The following is a 14,387-nucleotide window of genomic DNA, read 5'->3' as shown; positions in this document are numbered from 1 at the left end:
GGTTTGTAACAGATTCCGGATGGGCGTCGCCGGATCGAATTCTTGACTCGCCGCGGTGTCTGTGTGCCGATCTCTGTGAGCGCGCCGTTGTTTGAATTCGATGCGGAAAACCGCTCTCGATTACCAGATTATTTATGGTCAATACTAGAACCATCCGCGGATATGAAAGTACACAATCGGCGCGACGGCACTCAGAAGGATCAGGCCGAGCGCGTATGGATATCCGAGCGCCCAGTCCAGTTCGGGCATGTGCTTGAAGTTCATGCCGTAGATCGACGCGATCAGCGTCGGCGGGACGCCGACCACCGAGACGACGGTGAGGACCCGGAAGACGTTGTTCTGCTCGATGGTGATGAGCCCGAGGGCGGCGTCGAGCAGGAACTGCACGTTCTCCGCGAGCCGCGTCTCGAACTCGTCGAGAGACTCGATGTCCCGCTTGATCGTCTCGAAACGGGCATCCTCCGGCAGGCCGAGGCCGTCGCAGGCGGCGGCGACGAACGGCACGATCCGTTCGAGTCCCAGCAGGCTGGCGCGGATCTTCCCCAGAACCTTCCCCCGGTTGCTGATGCCGCGCAGGATCCGGCGCAGGGCGAGGTCGCGGCGCCGGGGTGGCGGGCTTTCCAGGCGCCGCCGCTCGGGACCGCGGATATCGAAGTCGAAGATCCGGGTGGAGAGCGTGTCGAGCTCGGATCCCATATCCTCCAGGGCGTCCGCGAGACTGTCGACCAGTTCCTCCAGGACGACGAGGAAGATCTCGCTCGGGGTGGTGCTGCCGTCGCCGTCCGCGACGCGCTTCGCGGAGGAGTCGAAGGCACGCAGCTCGTGGAAGCGGACTGTGACGAGGTGGTCCTTGGTCAGCAGGAAGCCCAGCGGCTTGAGCTGCGACGCGCTCTGCTCGAAGGTGATCATCGGCGTCGACAGCGAGAGTCCACCCTTCACCCGGCGCAGACGGCTCGACGTCTCGACCTCCGAGAGCGCCGCCCGGGACGGCACGCGCAGGCCGGTCGCCGCCTCGACCGCCGCGGCCTCCTCGGGCGTGGGATCGTTCAGGTCCAGCCACACGGTGTCGGGCGCGATCGGGCTGCCGGGTTGCAGCGCCACCGGGCCTTCGGGTCCGTGCAGGCTCAGCATGACGGCGCGTTATCCATGGCGAGAGAGAGGGTGGAGCGAGGGCGCTCGGCGCGTCATCGCACCGTCGCGGCGGGGTGCGACAGCCTTGACTCGAAACGGGCCCGAGCCTATCTCGCGGCCGTCTTTGGCACTCGCCGAGACAGAGTGCTAACAGTCGAGTTCGCGAGCGGTCCCGCCGGCCGCATCAACGCCAACTCCAGACCTGAAGCAAGAGGGCAGCTCATGAAGTTCCGTCCGCTGCACGACCGCGTGGTCGTCCGTCGCATCGAGGGCGAAGAGAAGACCAAGGGCGGCATCATCATCCCGGACACCGCCAAGGAGAAGCCGCAGGAGGGCGAGGTCGTCGCCGTCGGTCCCGGCGCCCGCGACGAGTCCGGCCGCGTCAACGCGCTCGACGTGAAGGCCGGCGACCGCGTCCTGTTCGGCAAGTGGTCCGGCACCGAGGTCAAGATCGACGGTCAGGACCTCCTGATCATGAAGGAATCCGACATCATGGGCGTCGTCGCCGCCTGATCGGATCACCCGCCCCTGCCCTTTGAGGCCACCTGTGGCCTTGGGGCCGAACCCAACCAGACAAGAGGCAAACCATGGCAGCGAAAGACGTTCGTTTCTCCGCCGACGCCCGCGATAAGATGCTGCGCGGCGTCGACATCCTCGCCGACGCGGTGAAGGTGACGCTCGGCCCGAAGGGCCGCAACGTCGTGATCGAGAAGAGNCAGCTCATGAAGTTCCGTCCGCTGCACGACCGCGTGGTCGTCCGTCGCATCGAGGGCGAAGAGAAGACCAAGGGCGGCATCATCATCCCGGACACCGCCAAGGAGAAGCCGCAGGAGGGCGAGGTCGTCGCCGTCGGTCCCGGCGCCCGCGACGAGTCCGGCCGCGTCAACGCGCTCGACGTGAAGGCCGGCGACCGCGTCCTGTTCGGCAAGTGGTCCGGCACCGAGGTCAAGATCGACGGTCAGGACCTCCTGATCATGAAGGAATCCGACATCATGGGCGTCGTCGCCGCCTGATCGGATCGCCCGCCCCCGCCCTTTGAGGCCGCCTGAGGCCTTGGGGCCGAACCCAACCAGACAAGAGGCAAACCATGGCAGCGAAAGACGTTCGTTTCTCCGCCGACGCCCGCGATAAGATGCTGCGCGGCGTCGACATCCTCGCCGACGCGGTGAAGGTGACGCTCGGCCCGAAGGGCCGCAACGTCGTGATCGAGAAGAGCTTCGGCGCCCCGCGCATCACCAAGGACGGTGTGACGGTCGCCAAGGAGATCGAGCTCGCCGACAAGTTCGAGAACATGGGCGCCCAGATGGTGCGCGAAGTGGCCTCGAAGACCAACGACATCGCGGGTGACGGCACCACCACCGCGACCGTGCTGGCCCAGGCGATCGTGCGCGAGGGCGCCAAGTACGTCGCCGCCGGCATCAACCCGATGGACCTGAAGCGCGGCATCGACCTCGCCACCCAGGCCGCCGTGAAGGACATCATCGCGCGCGCCAAGAAGGTCTCGACCTCCGACGAGGTCGCCCAGGTCGGCACGATCTCCGCCAACGGCGACAAGGAGATCGGCGAGATGATCGCCCACGCCATGCAGAAGGTGGGCAACGAGGGCGTGATCACGGTCGAGGAGGCCAAGACCGCCGAGACCGAGCTCGACGTCGTCGAGGGCATGCAGTTCGACCGCGGCTACCTCTCCCCGTACTTCATCACGAACGCGGAGAAGATGGTCGCCGAGCTCGAGGACCCCTACATCCTCATCCACGAGAAGAAGCTGTCCTCGCTCCAGGCCATGCTGCCGGTGCTCGAGGCCGTTGTTCAGACCGGCAAGCCGCTGCTGATCATCGCCGAGGACATCGAGGGCGAGGCSCTGGCCACSCTCGTGGTGAACAAGCTGCGCGGCGGCCTGAAGGTCGCGGCCGTGAAGGCGCCGGGCTTCGGCGAYCGCCGCAAGGCGATGCTCGAGGACATCGCGATCCTGACCAAGGGCCAGATGATCGCCGAGGATCTCGGGATCAAGCTCGAGAACGTGACGCTGCCCATGCTCGGCCGCGCCAAGCGCGTGCGSATCGAGAAGGAGAACACCACGATCATCGACGGCGTCGGCGAGAAGTCCGACATCGAGGGCCGCATCGCGCAGATCAAGGCGCAGATCGAGGAGACCACCTCGGACTACGACCGTGAGAAGCTGCAGGAGCGTCTGGCCAAGCTCGCGGGCGGCGTCGCGGTGATCCGCGTCGGCGGCGCGACCGAGGTCGAGGTGAAGGAGAAGAAGGACCGSGTCGACGACGCTCTGAACGCCACCCGCGCGGCGGTCGAGGAAGGCATCGTCCCGGGCGGCGGCACCGCGCTGCTGCGCGCCAAGAAGGCGGTCGCCGAGCTGAAGTCCGAGATCCCGGACGTGCAGGCCGGCATCAAGATCGTGCTGAAGGCGCTCGAGGCCCCGCTGCGCCAGATCGCGCAGAACGCGGGCGTGGAAGGCTCGATCGTGGTCGGCAAGATCACCGACAACACCTCGTCGGAGACGTTCGGCTTCAACGCCCAGACCGAAGAGTACGTCGACATGATCCAGGCCGGCATCGTCGATCCGGCCAAGGTGGTGCGCACCGCCCTGCAGGACGCGGCCTCGGTCGCCGGCCTGCTGGTGACCACCGAGGCGATGGTCGCCGACGCGCCGAAGAAGGACAGCCCTGCTCCGGCGATGCCGGGCGGCGGCATGGGCGGCATGGACTTCTGAGTCCACGCCACCCGTCGAGACCACGGAAGGGGGTCGCCGAGAGGCGGCCCCTTTTCTTTTGGCGAGGCGCCGCTCGACCATGGGACGGGTCGCGGCACCGGCGGCACCGGCGGCACCGGCAGCGTCGCGACGCGGTGACCGGACGTCGAGCCGCGCGCGCCCGGTCGCTCAGAGCGGACTATCGAAGATCAATCCGTGATGATCGGGCCGCTTACGCCGTCCTGATCAAGGTCGTCCTATGGCCCGCGATGACGTCGCGCGGCCGGGTATGGATGACTGCATGATCCGGCGGCTCGAGGTCCGCGGCGATGACCCGCCGCCCGCAGCGTATCCAGTCTTCGCGCGAATCCGCGAACGCCGCGGCGGACGAGGTCCTGACCCGATCTCGCGGCTGTGCTCGGGGTGGGCGCACCAACCGAGTACCCGCGCGGCGCTTCGGCTCTTCGTCGCGGTCGGCGGAGGCACGGCGCGGACGCCTGACGCGGCGTCGATGGTGCCTGCGCGGTCGCCGCGACGGCGCAACGAACGAAAAACGGGACGGCTCGCGCCGTCCCGTTCAGGGGCCTAATTATCGGCCAAGGAAGATCGAAGCCAGTCGCTGGAGCAGGCCCCGCGGTGCGGGCGGAGGCTCGCTCTGCCCAGGACCGTCCCCGATCTAAGCGTTGGCGGCGAAGGGGTGCTGCGCGGAGTTGCGCTGCTCGGTGACCGTCGAGGCCTTCGGCTCGCCGTTCACGGCGCGCTGGATCGACAGCTTGGTGGCCTCGTAGTTGTACTTCTGGATCTTGGCGTCGTCGGCCGCCTCCCAGTGGATGAACACGCCGACCAGGATGTACAGGTCGTCGGCCTCGTCCGCCGGGATGATGCCCTCGGCCACCGCGTCCTGCACGGCCTTGGCAACGCCGTGCTGGGCCGGGCCGAACATCTGGACGGCCTGACGGGCGTCGTTGATGGTGACCTTGTTGAACATCAGGGTGTTCGGCTTGCACGGCAGGTTCGGCGCGATGACCGCGAGCAGGCTGGTGAAGCCGTGCTTGTTGTTCACGAGGCCGTTGCAGAAGGCCGTCTCGGCCGGCGAACCGCGCGGTCCGATGATGAGGTCGATGTGGGCGACCTCGTTGCCGTCGCCGACGAGGGCTTCGCCGACCTGAACCTTGGTGATCTTCGCCATTCGGTGTCTCTCCCTGGATTCCGAAATAGAGCCGCGCGCCGGGCGGTGCCGCGGCCGGGAAGCCATCCTTGTTATCGGCGCCCGACCATGCCGGCCGAGCCGGTTGGGCCGAGCCGGTTGGGCCGGACAGCGCGGCGGACCCTACAGCGGGGCCCTGCGGCTCACAACCCGCGCAAGGCCCTGACACGAAGGAATTTCCATCCGCCCGGCGCTATGGACACCGGATCGTGCACGCGACTCAGGCCAGCCGGGCGCCGGCGCCCGCGAGCGCGTCCCAGAACAGCGTCGCGACGGTGAAATCCGCGCTCGTGCCGGGATTGATCGACCGCGCCTTCAGCGACGCGTCGAGGGCCAGCAGCGCGTCGACCGGCCGCGCGGCGAGGTCGATCCCGGCGAGTGCCGCCTCGACTTCCCGGCGGACGCCCTCGGCCGCGGCCGCGCCGTGCTTGCGCGCGACGTGGCTGTCCGGGACGGCGCGCAGGAAGGCGAGGTGGATCGCGGTCGTGCACCAGGTCGGGTCGAGCCCGGCGGCGCGGGCCTCGCGCAGGGCCGCGAGCCCGATCGCCGGCACGTCCGCGAAACCCGTGACGTAGGCGCGGGCGATCCGGTCGCGGTCGGCGGCCTCCGCCATGGCGTCGCGCAGTGCGCCGGGCGCCGCCTCGGCGACGTCGTGCCGGGGAGCTTGGCCGAGGCCGCCCGGATTCGCGCGGCGGATGCCCGCGAAGACGGCATCCGAATCCGCGCCGTCTAGCGTGTCGAGCACCGCAGCGACGGTCCGGTCCTCCTCGGCCGCGACCGCGAGCGGCGCGCAGAGCAGCAGGATGCCGAGATTGGTGTTCTGGCCCACCGCCGCCACGGTGGCGGCGACGCCGTCGCGGACCCGCGCCCCGACGCCTGTGCCCGGCCGGGCCAGGGGCGGGGCCGAGACGTCGGCGCTCGTGACGAAATCCGCCAGCACCATGCGGTGGCCGGGCGCGTAGGCGTGGACGTTGCCGGGCTTGAGGGCGTCGAGCTCCGCGAGGCAGGCCGCCCGGTAGAGCGTGCCGATCAGCGCCGCGTCGAGGCCGGCCCCGCTCATGCCACCACGAGCCGGGGGCGACTGGCACCGCGGGCCGCGGCGAGGAAGCCGCGCACCACCGCGGCGGCGATGTCGGTCTCGCACACGGTCTGGAGCCCCGACCAGGCCGGCATGGAATTGACCTCGAGGACCGAGAACCCGCCCTCCCCGTCCTCGACGAGATCGACGCCGGAATAGTCGACGCCGACCGCGGCGGCGGCGGCCTCGGCCAGCTCGGCGGCGGCGCGCGGCATCGCCCAGGGCAGCGGCCGGCCGCCCCGGTGGACGTTGGTGATCCAGCCGTCGCCCTCGCGGATCATGCCGGCGATCGCCCGTCCGTCGCAGACGAACACCCGGTAGTCGCGCCACAGGCCGTCCCGGCGCGGCACGTAGCGCTGGAGGTAGTAGACCCGGGCCACCGCCTCCTCGTCGGGCAGGTCCTCCGGGCGCTCGATCAGGGCGAGCCCCTCCCCCTGCGACCCGAACAGCGGCTTCAGGACCAGCGGCGCGCCCGGCCGCGCCTCGGCGGCGACCAGGGCCGCGGCCGCCTCGCGCTTCGAGAACACCCAGGTCGCCGGCGTGGGCAGCCCGGCCCGGTCGATGAGCAGCGAGGTCGCCGCCTTGTCCACCGAGCGCTCGATCGCGCTCGGCGCGTTCCAGACGGTGACCCCCGCGGCGACGAGGGCGTGCAGCACGCCGAGCCGCATCGTCGTCGCCTCGAAGGTGCCGCCCGCGATGGTCCGCATCAGCACGCCGTCCGGCAGCGCGTCGGGGAAGCCCGGCACGCGCAGGGGCTCGCCGCCGCCCGTCACGACGGCCACGTCGGCGAGCGAGAACAGCACCGGCTCGACGCCGCTCGCGCGCAGGGCCGCGAGCAGGCGGTTCTTATGCCAGGTGCCGTTATCGGCCGCGAGCCCGATGCGCATGGGGGTCCTGATCGTCACGGCGCCGCCCGCCTCCGGGGCGGCCCAGGGAGAGGTCACTGAGCGGGTCCGGGCTCCCCGTCCCGCGCGGGAGAGGGAGCCCGGCTCGCCTCTCAGGCGAAGGACGAGTCGACCAGCGTCGGCTCCAGGCGGCCGCCGCGGTAGGTGGCGCCGGAGCGCACCGACGTGACGATCGCCTCGGCCGGCGAGAACAGGGCGCCGTCGATCTTGTAGAAGTCGCCGTTCACCCGGGCGAAGATGTCGGCGAAGGGCGCGCCGTGGTCGCTGGAGGTCGTCGAGGGCAGCTGCTCGGCGAGCTGCTTGGCGTCGGCATCGTCGGCATCCACGAAGAGCTGCACGCGCCCGCCGTAGATGATCGCGTCGTTGGTGCGGCCCATCGCCTTGATGAAGTCCGGGTGCGGCGGCGACAGCGGCGCCGAGCCGATCCCGTCCACGATGGCGTGCAGGTCGAAGCCGACCGTGTGGGCCTTGTGGAGGGCGACCTCGAGGACGCGGGCCACGACCTGGGTGGAGCCGGCGAGGCTCTGGGTCGGCGCGAAGATGAAGGTCAGGTCCTCGGGCTTGACGCCGGACGCCTCGGCGACCTTGGCGACGACGCTCTCGGGCGGGCCGCCGGCCGCTTCCAGCACGAGGGCGGTCTTGGTGGCGGAATCGCGGAAGCCGAGTTCCTGGTACAGGTCCTCGACGGCCGCCACCGCGCGGCCCGGGCCCGAGCCGAGAGCGAAGAAGCCGGAATCACCGGTCTCGTCCGCGAGGCTCCAGCCGGCGTACTGGCTGCCCAGGCAGGCGAGCACCGGGTCGGCGGCGTGGACCGTCACCGAGTACGGCCAGGACGCGATCGGCCCGCTCGGCGCGATGGTGACCGTGCCGAGGCCGCCGAGGCAGATCTCGGCGATGCGCCGCCCGGCCTCGATCGAGCCCCGCGCCTGCGCGCCGGCATCGACCATGCGGGCGCCGCCGGGGGCCTGCGACACGGCGAGCCGCAGCGTCGCGGCGTCGGCCACGAGACGCTCGACCAGGGGGCCTGAGAGCGCGTTGATGCTGGGATAGGACTGGCTGGCACTCATGACGGGGCTTCCTCGGGGTGTGTTTTCTTCGCCGCGCAGACGGCCCGCAGCTGTGCCGTCCGCGTTTCCAACAGGGCGAGCACCTCCGCCCGGTCCGCGCCTTCGGCCAGCACCGTGCAGAGCGGCGCGTCGCGGCGGACCACCGAGCCGGGGCACGGGCGGTCGCGCACGCAGTCCGGCCAAGCGAGGTCCGGCACAGGCGCAAGCTCACGGTCGGCGTAACAGATCTGCGCGGCCGCCGCACCCGCCGGATGCGCACCGGGATCCGGCATCGCGCCGAGGCAGGCGTCGATGTGGGCCGCGAGCAGCGGCGTCCCGCGCCGGTCGAGGATGTCCAGGGTCGCGCCGGGCCGCGGGTTGATCTCGGTGAGCCACCACTCGGTCCCGTCGACCAGCAGGTCGGCGCTGGCGAGGCCGCGCAGGCCGGTCGCGGCGACGATCCGCTCGGTCGCGGCGGCGACGGCCTGCACGACGTGGGCGGGGAGCGCCGGGGCTTCGCCGGCGCCGCGGGCGAGCGCCCCAGCGTAGCGGAACGGGCGGATCGGCGACGGCGCGCACCATTGCTCGGTGACCGCGAGGATGCGGATGGTGCGCCCGTCGGCGAGGACGTTCAGGGCGTGCGGCCGCCCCGGAACGCGCGCCTGGAAATAGTGGCCCGCCGGCGCGGACGACCGGGTGGCCGGGCGGATGTGGCTGCCTCCGGAGCCCCCTGCCCGCTTGAGCAGCCACGCCGCGGGATCCGGCGGCGGCTCTGTCGCCACGGCCGGATGCGGCACGTCGAGGCGCGCGCACAGGGCCGCGAAGGTCAGGGGATCCTTGAGGGCGGCGACGGTCCCGGCCGAGGCGCCGATCAGCCGGTGACGCGCGGCGAGGCGCGCGATCAGGTCGGGCGCGTCCTCGAAGCCGCTGCCCAGGATCAGGCCGACCGGGCGCCCGGCCCGCGCGGAGAGGTCGTCGAGGGCCGCCAGGGTGGCGTCGGCGGCGGGGGCGGTGCCGAAGCGGCCCGGCAACGGCCGGTAGGCCTCGGCCAGCATGCGGGTGTCGGAATCGCCGAACAGGTCGGCGACGTAAGGGCGGAGCCCGGCGCGCCGCGCCGCCTCGGCCAGGGCGCGCCCGGCCTGGGCGGCGATCAGGACCGCATCCGCCATCGGAATCCGGTCCGGAAGCGGCCTAGCCGGCGATCTCCACCGCGAGCGCGTAGGCGTCGCGGAAGTCGAGGCAGAGCGGCGTGTCAGAGGCGAGCATCCGGTCGAACAGGCGCCGCTGCGTCTGGTACTTCACGTTGCCGACGGCCAGCGCGCCGATGCCGACGCCCTTGCCGGTGGGCAGCGCGACGTCCACCGCGTTGACGTCGATCCCCGCGATGCCGGCGGGCGGCACGGCGTTGACGTCCGAGGCGACGAGCAGCTTCGGCGCGGATTCCAGATCCTCCGCGGTGAGGATCGGGATCCCGGCCGGCCCAGCCGAGAGGATGACGTCGGCGTCGCGGATGGCGGCGCGGCGATCCTCGGGCGTCGTGCCGTCGACGGCGCCGACCTCGATGCCGAAGCGCCACTTCATCGTGAAGGCGATCTTCGAGACGCGCTCCTCGCCGTCGTGGCCGACCAGCACGGTGGTGGCGCCCTGCAGGGCGCCGATCACCGCGGCCACGTAGGCGACGACGCCCGCGCCGCCGAAGATCACGATGCGCTTGCCCGTGAGGTCGGTGTTGAACTTCTGCCGCAGGGCGCGGGAGACCTGCGCCACCATGGCGGCGCCGGTGGTGAACGAGCCCGCCGGGTCGGCGAAGACGTGGTTCACGAAGGGCGGCACGAAGGCCTTCTTGGCCCGGTCGACCATGTCGAGGGCGTCCTCGGCGTTCTTGCCGCCGATGAAGATGCCCGTCCGCGTCCCGTCGGCCGGCGACCGCGAGAAGATCGAATCCTGGGTCAGCGAGACCACGTCGGCGAGGCTGACCTCCGTGTAGGTCACCACCGTCTCGAAGCCGGCATCCACGGCCATGTTCACGTCGAACGGGCTCATGTGCCGGAGCGGCGTCAGCATGTGGAGGATCGAGCGGGCCATGGAATCCTCGTGCGGCGCGCGACAGAGGCGCCTTACCCTCCGTCCAAACCCGGAGCGGTGCCCCGGGTCAAGCCCGGGGCGGCCGGCTCACGCCGGACCGGTTACCGAAGCGCCACCGTTGCGGCCCCGCGCGATGACGAAGCGGAGGGGGCCGCCCCGGTCGAGGCCGGCCACCAGGGCGCGGGCCTCGGCCTCGGAGGGGACCAGCGCGAAGCCGGTCGGCCCCCAGGAGGACTGGCCGTAGCCCGCGATGCCCTGCGCGGCGACGCCGGCGAGCGCCTCCGCCACCGCGGCGCTGGCGTAGCGGCCGCCCTGGTGGGGCGCGAAATGGTCGCCGATCAGCGTCTGGATCCGGGTGATGCCGGCGCCGAAGCCCTGGGGCTCCGCCAGGGCCACCGCGGGCAGGACCTGCATCAGCGCGATCCGGCAGATCTCGGCCGCCTGCGCCTCGGGGAAGCGCGGCAGGTCGCGGAACGCCTCGACCTCGCGCGTCCCGTGCACGCCCGCCATGCTCGGATCGAGGATCAGGACGATCCGCCAAGCCTCGGGATAGGGCAGGCGCGCGATCACGGGCGGCGGCCCGCCATCCGCGCCGCGGCCGCCGTCGACGATCAGGCCGCCCTCCGTGAAGGCGCACAAGCCGACGCCGGACCGGTTGCCCCGGTCCAGGGTCGCCGCGAAGGCATCCGCCGCGAAGGGCTCGCCGTTCAGGCGCGCCATCGCGGCCGCCACCGCGAGGGCGAGCTGCGTGCCCGAGCCGAACCCGGCATGGGCCGGGATCACGCGCTCGACATCGATGGCCACATCGCCGCCGCACCCGAGATGCGCGGCGGCGGCCTCGACGTAGCCGCGCACCCGTTCGGCCTCTGGCCCCGTGACGTCGGGCCGGGCCGCCCGGCGGGCGGTGAGAGCCAGGGACGGCGCGTCGATGGCCAGCCCGATGCTGCCGAAGCGGCGGCCGAGCCCGCCATGCAGGTCCAGGAAGCCGAAATGCAGCCGCGCCGGCGCCTCGACCCGCACGGTGCCGTCCACCGTCACCTGGTTCCGTTCGGGGACCTCGCCCAACACGCTATCCTCGAATCTCACAGGTCCGGCACCTGCGCGGCGCGCTTTTCACACGCGGACCGGGACCGGGCAACGTGGGCGCGCGCGGATCGTGCCCGCGGCGGCGCGGTATAGATTGCCAGGATCGATCGCAGCACCGTGTCCGCGGCGCCGACGGGCCGCGGTCCGAGACCCGGCTGCAGGGCCGCGCGGGGCCGCAAACCGGGACGCGCAACTCACTTCCCGACGCGCATCGCCGCCGGACCCCCTTGCCGCGGTGCGCGGATGAAGGCAAACCTAGGCCCGCGACGGCGCGCCGAGTTTGCCGCCTGCCCGGACATGCCGGGCGGATGAGCCATTCCGATTTGGCGGGAACCCTCGGGCTTGAGGGGCACCCGCTTCGTCCGGTCTTACGGCCGTCGCCCGCTCCGAAACCAAGCAAGAACGTTGCGAGAGGGAGCATGGCAGCCTGGGTGAAGGGTGGCGCGACGGACGCGGGCACCGCCATCGAGGCGGCCGCATCCCTGCTCGCAAAAGCGCGCGCGCCGGTGATCGCCGGCCTCAGCGCCGACGTGGCCGCGATCCGCGCGGCCTACGATCTCGCGGGGCGCATCGGCGCCTCCGTCGATACCGCCGGCTCGGCCGGCACCTACGCGGAACTCGGGGCGCTGAGCCGGGTCGGGGCGCTGACCTCGACGCCGGCCGAAGCCGTCGGGCGCGCCGACGTGGTGCTGGTGGTGGGCGCTGCCCCCTGGCAGGCGCCGCTCCTGAAGCGCCTGATTGACGCCAAGCCGAGCCGCGGTCGCGCCGCCGGGTCTGAGCGCGCCCTGCTGGCCGTCGGCGCGAACGCCACCGCGTCGCTGTCCTGGCCGGCCGAGGGCGGGCTGACCGAGGCGGTCGGCGTCCTGCGCGCCCACGCCCGCGGCCACCTCGCCGGCGATGACCTCCCCGCCCAGATCGCCGCCCGCCTCGCCGCCGCGCAGTACAGCGTCCTCCTCTACGACGCCGCCGAGCTCGGCGAGGTCGGCATCGAGATGCTCCAGGGCCTCGCCATGGAGCTCAGCGAGACGACGCGCTGCTTCACCCTCGCGGTCGGCGGCACCGGTCAGGACCGGGCGGTGGTGCCGGTCTCGGCCTGGCTCACCGGGCAGGCGCCGCGCAGCGGCTTCGGGCGCCGCGTGCCCGAACACGATCCCTGGCGCTTCGACGCCGCCCGGCAGGTCGCCGCCGGGGAAGTCGACGCCGTCCTGTGGCTCGGCGCCGTCCCGGTGTCCCGCCCGGACTGGCTGTCGAACGTCCCGTCCGTCGCGCTCGTCGCCGACGGCGAGGCGCAGGCCGCCGAGGTGGTGATCGCCGTCGGCCAGCCCGGCCGCGACCATGGCGGCGTGCTGTGGAACGAGCAGCGCGCCGCGCTGACTTTCTGGCCGGCCTCGGCGCCGTCGGATCTGCCGTCGGCCGCGTCGGTGCTGGGCGCCCTGAAGGCGCGCCTAGTCACGGGCCCGGCCGCGTCGAGGAGTGAACCCGCATGCTGAGCGTGATCCGGGGCGGGCGCGTCGTCGATCCGACCGCGTCCCGCGATTCCGTGGGCGACGTCTGGATCGAGGACGGCCGCGTCATCGATCCGCCGGGCCGCGAGCCCGACGCGGTGATCGACGCCGCGGGCTGCGTGGTGATGGCGGGCGGCGTCGAGGTGCACTCGCACATCGCCGGCGGCAACGTGATCACCTCGCGGCTGCTGCTGCCCGACCTCTACGTCAGCGAGGCGGCGCCCGACGGCCATCCCTTCGCCCACGCGGGCGGGGCGGCGGCCTGGATCGGCTCGACCTACGCGCGGATGGGCTACACCACGGCCGTCGAGCCGGCGATGCCGCCGACCCACGCGCTCGGCACGCAGCTCGAACTCGCCGACATCCCGCTGCTCGACCGCGGCGCCCTGACCGTGATGGGCAACGACGACCAGCTCCTGCAGCTCCTGCGCGAGCGCCAGGGCGGCAACGCCGTGCGCGACCTCGTCGCCCTGTCGGTCGCCCAGTCGCGCGGGCTCGGGGTGAAGTGCATCAATGCCGGCGGCGCCTCCGCCTTCAAGGACGGGGCCCTGCGCCTGTCGCTCGACGACGAGATTCCCTGCTACGGGCTCTCGACCCGGCAGATCATGGGCTCGCTCCTCGACGCGGTCGAGGAGATCGGCGTCCCGCACCCGCTGCACGTCCACTGCAACAACCTCGGCCTGCCCGGGGCCGACGACAGCTTCATGGCGACGCTGGACGCGGCGGAGGGCCGGCGCATCCACTTCGCCCACGCGCAGTTCTACGCCTACGGCGCGGTCGACCCGGCCAATCCCGGCACCGGCGGCTTCCGCTCGGCCGCCGAGCGGATCGCGCAGGCGATCACCGACAACCCGAACGCCACCCTCGATATCGGGCAGGTGGTGTTCGGCCAGACCGTGACGGTGTCCCTGGACATCCTGCGCCAGTTCGCCGGCCGGAAGGGCGCCAAGCCGAAGAAGTGGGTCCTGAACGCGGGCGACGCCGAGGGCGGCGGCGTGGTGCCGTTCCTGTACCGGCCCCGGGGTCCGACCAGCTCGCTGCAATGGGCGATTGGCCTGGAGATCATGCTGCTCTCCACCGACCCGGAGCGGACGATCCTGACCACCGACCACCCGAATGGCGGTCCGTTCACCCAGTATCCCCGCATCATCCACCTGCTGATGGACAAGTCGGAGCGCGACCGCGAGATCGCGACGCTGCCGAGCGTGGTCGGCGAACGCTCGAGCCTGCCGGGGCTGGAGCGCGAGTACACGCTGTCGGAGATCGCGCAGCTGACCCGGTCCGGACCCGCGAAGCTCCTGGGCCTCGCCGACCGCGGCCACCTGCGGGCCGGCGCCCGGGCCGACGTCGCGGTCTACCGCGACGACGCCAATCGCACCGCGATGTTCACCGCGGCCAAGCTCGTCCTGAAGGACGGCGTGCCGATCGTCGAGGACGGCGAGGTCGTGGAGTGGCGGGCGGGCCGCACGCTGTCGCTGACCGTCGAGTCCGACAAGGCCATGGCGAAGCGGGCCGACACCTACCTGACGGAGCGGTTCGGCGAGGGCCTCGACAGCTTCGCCGTGCCCGACGCGGCCTTCGGCGAGGGTCGGGAGAATTTCGAGGCGGTGCCATGCCGGGTGTGATCAGCGGGGCGA

The 14,387-nt window shown here is 72.0% G+C and carries 13 protein-coding genes; 5 read left to right on the top strand and 8 right to left on the bottom strand.

The features are described 5' to 3' along the window. Positions 1–144: 144 nt before the first annotated feature. Entirely contained in the window at positions 145–1,131 is a 987-nt protein-coding gene (locus MOTC310_RS18640; RefSeq protein ID WP_331290185.1) for a CorA family divalent cation transporter, read from the bottom strand. Between the two features lie 222 nt (positions 1,132–1,353). Here MOTC310_RS18640 and groES (MOTC310_RS18635) point away from each other — a divergent pair, with 222 nt between their 5' ends. From groES (MOTC310_RS18635) to groL, 3 genes are all read left to right on the top strand, one after another. Further along, positions 1,354–1,644, top strand: a complete 291-nt coding sequence (groES, locus tag MOTC310_RS18635; RefSeq protein WP_091779337.1) for a co-chaperone GroES — start codon at positions 1,354–1,356, stop codon at positions 1,642–1,644. 209 nt (positions 1,645–1,853) lie between these two features. Beyond that, positions 1,854–2,144: a co-chaperone GroES gene (gene groES / locus MOTC310_RS18630; RefSeq protein ID WP_091779337.1), complete on the top strand. Its 291-nt coding sequence runs from the start codon at positions 1,854–1,856 to the stop codon at positions 2,142–2,144. 74 nt (positions 2,145–2,218) lie between these two features. Then, a complete protein-coding gene (gene groL / locus MOTC310_RS18625) occupies positions 2,219–3,859 on the top strand; it encodes a chaperonin GroEL (protein WP_331302883.1) in 1,641 nt (546 codons plus the stop codon). Between the two features lie 655 nt (positions 3,860–4,514). Here the strand turns inward: groL and fae are convergent. The 7 genes from fae to MOTC310_RS18590 form a co-directional block, all read right to left on the bottom strand. Further along, positions 4,515–5,027, bottom strand: coding sequence for a 5,6,7,8-tetrahydromethanopterin hydro-lyase (fae, locus tag MOTC310_RS18620; RefSeq protein WP_012317540.1), 513 nt, complete (start codon positions 5,025–5,027; stop codon positions 4,515–4,517). A gap of 238 nt (positions 5,028–5,265) precedes the next feature. Then, entirely contained in the window at positions 5,266–6,105 is an 840-nt protein-coding gene (locus MOTC310_RS18615; protein WP_331302882.1) for a triphosphoribosyl-dephospho-CoA synthase, read from the bottom strand. After that, entirely contained in the window at positions 6,102–7,010 is a 909-nt protein-coding gene (locus MOTC310_RS18610) for an ATP-grasp domain-containing protein (protein WP_331303368.1), read from the bottom strand. The genes MOTC310_RS18615 and MOTC310_RS18610 overlap by 4 nt, the downstream gene beginning before the upstream one ends. A gap of 110 nt (positions 7,011–7,120) precedes the next feature. Next, on the bottom strand, positions 7,121–8,095 hold the full coding sequence (gene mch / locus MOTC310_RS18605) for a methenyltetrahydromethanopterin cyclohydrolase (protein WP_331302881.1): 975 nt from the start codon (positions 8,093–8,095) through the stop codon (positions 7,121–7,123). Continuing rightward, the gene (locus MOTC310_RS18600) at positions 8,092–9,243 is read right to left on the bottom strand and encodes an ATP-grasp domain-containing protein (RefSeq protein ID WP_331302880.1); all 1,152 of its coding nucleotides are present in this window, start codon (positions 9,241–9,243) and stop codon (positions 8,092–8,094) included. Before MOTC310_RS18600 ends, mch begins: the two co-directional genes overlap by 4 nt. Before the next feature lie 22 nt (positions 9,244–9,265). Next, positions 9,266–10,159: an NAD(P)-dependent methylenetetrahydromethanopterin dehydrogenase gene (locus tag MOTC310_RS18595; RefSeq protein WP_331302879.1), complete on the bottom strand. Its 894-nt coding sequence runs from the start codon at positions 10,157–10,159 to the stop codon at positions 9,266–9,268. 87 nt (positions 10,160–10,246) lie between these two features. Then, positions 10,247–11,224, bottom strand: a complete 978-nt coding sequence (locus tag MOTC310_RS18590) for a beta-ribofuranosylaminobenzene 5'-phosphate synthase family protein (RefSeq protein WP_331302878.1) — start codon at positions 11,222–11,224, stop codon at positions 10,247–10,249. 440 nt (positions 11,225–11,664) lie between these two features. Here MOTC310_RS18590 and MOTC310_RS18585 point away from each other — a divergent pair, with 440 nt between their 5' ends. Next, complete coding sequence (locus tag MOTC310_RS18585; protein WP_331302877.1) at positions 11,665–12,735, top strand: formyltransferase; 1,071 nt, start codon at positions 11,665–11,667, stop codon at positions 12,733–12,735. Further along, positions 12,729–14,375 (top strand): formylmethanofuran dehydrogenase subunit A, encoded by a 1,647-nt coding sequence (locus MOTC310_RS18580; RefSeq protein WP_331302876.1) that lies wholly within the window; start codon positions 12,729–12,731, stop codon positions 14,373–14,375. Before MOTC310_RS18585 ends, MOTC310_RS18580 begins: the two co-directional genes overlap by 7 nt. The last annotated feature ends 12 nt before the right edge of the window (positions 14,376–14,387 follow it).

It is taken from the genome of Methylobacterium oryzae (genome assembly GCF_036441375.1).
GTDB lineage: Bacteria > Pseudomonadota > Alphaproteobacteria > Rhizobiales > Beijerinckiaceae > Methylobacterium > Methylobacterium oryzae_A.
Note: the sequence above shows the minus strand (reverse complement) of the source record. Positions and strands in the feature narration are given on the sequence as shown.

What these genes read in the sequence shown, in the direction of transcription:
- MOTC310_RS18595 (WP_331302879.1), bottom strand. Translation starts at nt 10,159, where the DNA reads ATGGCCCGCTCGATCCTCCACATGCTGACGCCGCTCCGGCACATGAGC.
- groES (WP_091779337.1), top strand. Translation starts at nt 1,854, where the DNA reads ATGAAGTTCCGTCCGCTGCACGACCGCGTGGTCGTCCGTCGCATCGAG.
- MOTC310_RS18615 (WP_331302882.1), bottom strand. Translation starts at nt 6,105, where the DNA reads ATGAGCGGGGCCGGCCTCGACGCGGCGCTGATCGGCACGCTCTACCGG.
- MOTC310_RS18610 (WP_331303368.1), bottom strand. Translation starts at nt 7,010, where the DNA reads ATGCGCATCGGGCTCGCGGCCGATAACGGCACCTGGCATAAGAACCGC.
- MOTC310_RS18580 (WP_331302876.1), top strand. Translation starts at nt 12,729, where the DNA reads ATGCTGAGCGTGATCCGGGGCGGGCGCGTCGTCGATCCGACCGCGTCC.
- fae (WP_012317540.1), bottom strand. Translation starts at nt 5,027, where the DNA reads ATGGCGAAGATCACCAAGGTTCAGGTCGGCGAAGCCCTCGTCGGCGAC.
- MOTC310_RS18585 (WP_331302877.1), top strand. Translation starts at nt 11,665, where the DNA reads ATGGCAGCCTGGGTGAAGGGTGGCGCGACGGACGCGGGCACCGCCATC.
- mch (WP_331302881.1), bottom strand. Translation starts at nt 8,095, where the DNA reads ATGAGTGCCAGCCAGTCCTATCCCAGCATCAACGCGCTCTCAGGCCCC.
- MOTC310_RS18640 (WP_331290185.1), bottom strand. Translation starts at nt 1,131, where the DNA reads ATGCTGAGCCTGCACGGACCCGAAGGCCCGGTGGCGCTGCAACCCGGC.
- MOTC310_RS18600 (WP_331302880.1), bottom strand. Translation starts at nt 9,243, where the DNA reads ATGGCGGATGCGGTCCTGATCGCCGCCCAGGCCGGGCGCGCCCTGGCC.
- groES (WP_091779337.1), top strand. Translation starts at nt 1,354, where the DNA reads ATGAAGTTCCGTCCGCTGCACGACCGCGTGGTCGTCCGTCGCATCGAG.